A 4,579-nucleotide genomic window follows, 5' to 3' on the forward strand; every position below is an offset into this window, starting at 1 on the left:
TTCATGTCCATTTTACCAGGAGCTGTTCAAGTAGCGTTTTTTGATTTATTGACTTGAAGACTTATTTAACTTCTTTAAAGATGATACATTATTAACGTTTGACTGTCTAGTTTGTTGCTATTACTGAATTTATCGAATGACTACATTTTTGACGAGGTAAAATGTAGTCATAAATGTAGTCATGCTGATAATTCATTTAATTTTTGCTGTATAAGTTCAACCGCTTGTGCTTTTTTCTGAGGTGCTAAATGAGCATATAAGTCCATTGTCGTACTAATAGACTTGTGTCCCATCCGTACTTGTATTTCTTTCCAGTTTGCACCTTGATTAAGTAAAATTGAAGCGTGCGTGTGACGAAAAATATGAAAACCATATGCTGGTAAATTAGCAGCTTTGAGCCGTTTAATAAGGCTTGTTCGCTCGTTTCTATCACACATATATTCCCCTGAAATAGTTGGAAATATTAGTTTTGATTCGGGAAGTCCATGCTTTTTGAAATAATTATTCATATAGTCATGCCATTCAACTAATCGTTCTATGATTTTAGGAGTCATCAGAATCCTTCTATTTCCTGAGTCCGATTTCGGCGTTCTTTTACAAATAACTTTGCCTTTAATGCCTAATTGTTTATTATTATTCTTCCACATCAAAGTTTTAGAGATGGATATCTCAGAAGTATGAACTAAAATATCAGAAATTTCTAAGGCTGTTAATTCGTTGATTCTCATCCCACCTTGAAGCAGACAATCTATAATAAGCTTAAAACGAGTGTTTGTTCGATTATTTGGTAATCGACTTAGAAAACTCAGCCATATGGATAATTCTGTGTCTGAAAGTACTTTTACCCTTTCGTCTCCCTTTTTTGGTCGAGGAGGTACCTTGATAGTAGAAGTCGGATTATTTTTCAGTCCAAAATTTGTAATTCCATAATCAAAAATATCACTAAATTTATGGAAAATAGCACCAAATTCTTGGGACTTACCTCTTTTATCTATCATGCGAGAATCAATTGCTTCACGGGCATTATTTGCCATCTGAGTAAGCCAAATTTGGACATCTGATGCTTCAATCTGGTTAGGTATATAATCTCCCCATTTAGGTAGAATATAGTTATATACGTAACCAGAGACACGATTTAACGTGTTCTCTGAGGATACTAATGTGCGATAGCTATTGAACCATACTATCGCTAAATCCTCAAATTTTTCAATTTGAACAGTTTCCTTTCTAGTATTGCCATTTCGTTCAAAATTTAATTTAGCCTCACGGACTTTCCGGTCAAATTCTTTAAGCGTTCGAGCAGTAATAGAAATTGTTATTTTCTTCCCTGTTTTGGAATCTGTTCCAAGGTATATTCCCCGTTTGGTATAATTAATAGATCCATCAGATTTTGTAGTCTTGATTAGAGTTTTACCTTTGTATACGTATTTCTCCTCTTGTTTCATTCTTTCACTTTCTATTCGAGTAAAAAGAAAGTGGTTAAAACAGTATTTTTCTTGAACAACACTATTTTAACACACTTTCTACTTTGTTAAAAATTTCAAAACATCATCCACTTTATAATATATGGTTCGACAACCTTCAATAGGTGGTTCAAGTCTATTCAAACCATTATTTTCCCAAGATTTCAAAGTATTAGGAGCAATATTTAATTGTTTTAAAAGTTCTTTTTGAGTCATAATCTTTAAATTAGACTTGCTAATAGATTGCTCCTGAATAATTGTTAATAACGTAGTTAATAAAAGCTCGATTTTTTGTAATTTAATGGAATAATCATTATTTACCATCTGTTTCATCTTCCTCTTCCGTTTCTTTTCCCTTTTCTTGGTCAATTTTTTCTTGACGTGCTCTAAATCGCTTTGAGTCTATAAATCGAGCGAAAAAGTACGTCTTGTCAATGATTAGACTGAGTAAGAGATAATTATTTTCTCTCGCATACTTAACTAAATCCTCAAACTCTGTGATATGGTTCTCCTCAATTAGATCAATGATGTCATTGAGAAATTCATCTGTTGCTTGTTCTGCGATAAATTTATCGAGTTCAAAGCCACAACCTGATTCAATATCCTCAATATTGTAGGGTGACTTATCAGGATTTTCCGCATGTGTGAAATAATCGTACATGCCTTTAGGACTCATGACAACTTCTACATGGGCAGGACTATTCAATTTGTCTTTCAATAAATCTGAGACCTGTGAATAGCTTTTTAAGGTCTCGAAGAATAGTGCGCCATGTTTATGCGCCTTTTTAATTTCGCCAGTAGATTTATTGACATCTTTGTCATGCCAAGGGCTAAGAACGTAAGGGATATGCAATTCTTCAAGGATATCAAGGTAGTTTTCTGGTGCGGAATCTTGATAAATTAAAAACGCCCATTTATTTGAGCGTTGTTCTTTCTTTTTCGTCATTTTTTTATTGCTTTCTATTTTGGTTATTTCGTTATCTGTTACTTATCGTTATTTTAAAAATATCATGTGGTGGAGCACGCTGTTTTTTATTATTTGTCATCTTGGTTACTTTCTGTTTTGGGGGATTTTCTTGTTTTTGTGATTACTGATTATTGGTGTAATGGGGTCGTAGTGACCCATTACACCTTATGATGACTGTTGTTCCTGCGGCTTTCACGCTGTGAGCCGCAGGAACACGGCTCTAATCGCGTTTTGTACCAATGAACCATTTCTTATTTTTCTGGCGTTCAGGCGCAGAAAAATAGTACTGTGAGACTTGATCGGAGAGTTCATTTTTTATTTCCTCATCCATGCTGTTGAGTATGTTTTGAGCTTGATGTCCGTTTGGTAGTTTAATGCAGACTATTGCGTGCTTGTCTGTAAGTTCAATCACGGTTTGTCTTACTGCTCTATTAAAAGATTTATGAATTGGATTGACAGACTGAGCTTTCTGGTCATCTTTCTGATTTTCTGAAGACTCATCTTGGTGTAAGAAACGGCGGAGTATAATCGTTAGATAGATTGATCGCCATAGATTCATCAAGTTGTCATGACGTAAGCGAATGACGACTTCAATCAATAACAGGCATAAAAAGAGGATTGCAATGATTAAACCGAACCTAGCTAACCCCTGATAAAGCAAGGTGACCACTGCTTCAATCATTAGGGTGAAATGACTAGGTGTTACACTACTTGTTTTAAAGTGAGCGATAATCAAAAAAAGCACGGCACTTAATAAAAGTGCCGTGCTTGAAATAATCAGTAAAAATTGTACGAGGGTGAAATAAGTTAAGAAGTAGCTTTTCTTATTTAGCTTATTAGAATTCATGTTATAGAATACCTTTCTTGGTGTAATAGGTTGGGCAAAGGAGGGGTAAGACTTGATAAGGATGTTCATTATCAATAATTTGAATCAATCCTGTCCCTTTTCCGATAGGGATAACGATCCCTTCAGGATTCAAGTCTGGGAATAAGAATTGAACCGTTTTGTGATTGATGTTGCCAATTTGAATATTTACATTGAGCTGTTCTCGAACGGAGACAGGAATAGAGTTATAATCAAACCGCTGGCTGACTAGTAAGAGGTGTACTTTTGTAGCCCGACCGAGTAAAGCAATTTGACTCAAGAGCGAAAAGAAGGCGTCTTTAATGGCTTTATTTGTCCCCTCACTGAGTGCTAACACCTCATCAATGACAATTGTAAGGTGTTTAAACTTTTGATTCGGGTTTTCGTAAAGCATGGCTTGCCGTTGATAAATCAGTTGGAGGCTTTGACTGAGTGCCTCATTAATTTCAGATACAAAATCCGATTTAGACCGATTTTGCTTGGGATGAATGACGGTCACCTGATGATATTTTGCCCACCTTGAGGGACTATCAAATTTTGGATCAACGATAATCAATTCTGAGATGGGTTTAAGCAAGGTCAAAAAGTAAGTCAAAGCATAGGATTTCCCTGAACCGCTGTTTCCTGCGATTGCCATAGAGGTCACTTTATCGTAGTCAAGGGATAAATTCTCCATGATTGGAATGAGACGGGAGGTTTTAGCTGAAACAAATTGCTCAAGGTCTGAAATGACTAAGCGCTTACTAATCCCTACTTTCCACGGGAAAAAGAGAGCACGTTGAACGTGGATATCCTCTGTATTTAAGGGGATGAAATAAGCAGAATTTTGCTTAAGTACCGTGTAGCGTGGATAGAGCGCTGCGTTTGCGATCAAAAAAATCTTTTGATACAGCGCATCATCAATCACGTAAGATGAAGGGAGCCTTGGAATGAATAAAAAGCCCTCCTTCCCAACCTTGACATCAAATGAGTTGCTATAACTGGTCTCCCCTTCAGTTTGACTTCCCAGTGCCATGTTCAAGCACTGGGTAATAAATGCTTTGTCTTGTTCATCTGCCATTATCTAACCTCCTTGAGGTCTTCAGCACGGAAGTAGATGTTATAAGAAACTTCACAGGCTTCAATGTTGTCAAATTCGACAATAGAAAGATAAGCTGGAAGTTCTACTTTTTTTTCGAACTTCACTTCAAAAGGAGGCAAACCTTCTTGAGAGAACCAAGCTTTATAAGCTTGAATCTCTTTGGTACGTTTGCCATCTTCAAACTTCATTTGAGCTTCAAGTTC

General features: G+C 36.1%; 6 protein-coding genes. All 6 read right to left on the reverse strand.

Annotation, left to right across the window (positions count from 1 at the left end):
* Window positions 1-179: 179 nt before the first annotated feature.
* Window positions 180-1,445 (reverse strand): tyrosine-type recombinase/integrase, encoded by a 1,266-nt coding sequence (locus RU87_RS09350; protein WP_068164879.1) that lies wholly within the window; start codon window positions 1,443-1,445, stop codon window positions 180-182.
* 78 nt (window positions 1,446-1,523) lie between these two features.
* The gene (locus tag RU87_RS09355; RefSeq protein WP_068164897.1) at window positions 1,524-1,787 is read right to left on the reverse strand and encodes a MerR family transcriptional regulator; all 264 of its coding nucleotides are present in this window, start codon (window positions 1,785-1,787) and stop codon (window positions 1,524-1,526) included.
* Window positions 1,777-2,409 carry a replication protein gene (locus RU87_RS09360; protein ID WP_068164882.1) on the reverse strand — a complete coding sequence of 211 codons (633 nt, stop codon included), beginning with the start codon at window positions 2,407-2,409 and terminating at the stop codon, window positions 1,777-1,779. Before RU87_RS09360 ends, RU87_RS09355 begins: the two co-directional genes overlap by 11 nt.
* Window positions 2,410-2,650: 241 nt before the next feature.
* Window positions 2,651-3,277 carry a hypothetical protein gene (locus tag RU87_RS09365; protein WP_096835857.1) on the reverse strand — a complete coding sequence of 209 codons (627 nt, stop codon included), beginning with the start codon at window positions 3,275-3,277 and terminating at the stop codon, window positions 2,651-2,653.
* A 1-nt stretch (window position 3,278) separates the two neighbouring features.
* Window positions 3,279-4,355: an AAA family ATPase gene (locus RU87_RS09370; RefSeq protein ID WP_068164888.1), complete on the reverse strand. Its 1,077-nt coding sequence runs from the start codon at window positions 4,353-4,355 to the stop codon at window positions 3,279-3,281.
* A partial coding sequence (locus RU87_RS09375; RefSeq protein ID WP_096835858.1) for a hypothetical protein occupies window positions 4,355-4,579 on the reverse strand: 225 nt, incomplete at its 5' end. The genes RU87_RS09375 and RU87_RS09370, both read right to left, overlap by 1 nt.

Source organism: Pseudolactococcus plantarum (assembly GCF_002441715.1).
Lineage (GTDB): Bacteria > Bacillota > Bacilli > Lactobacillales > Streptococcaceae > Pseudolactococcus > Pseudolactococcus plantarum.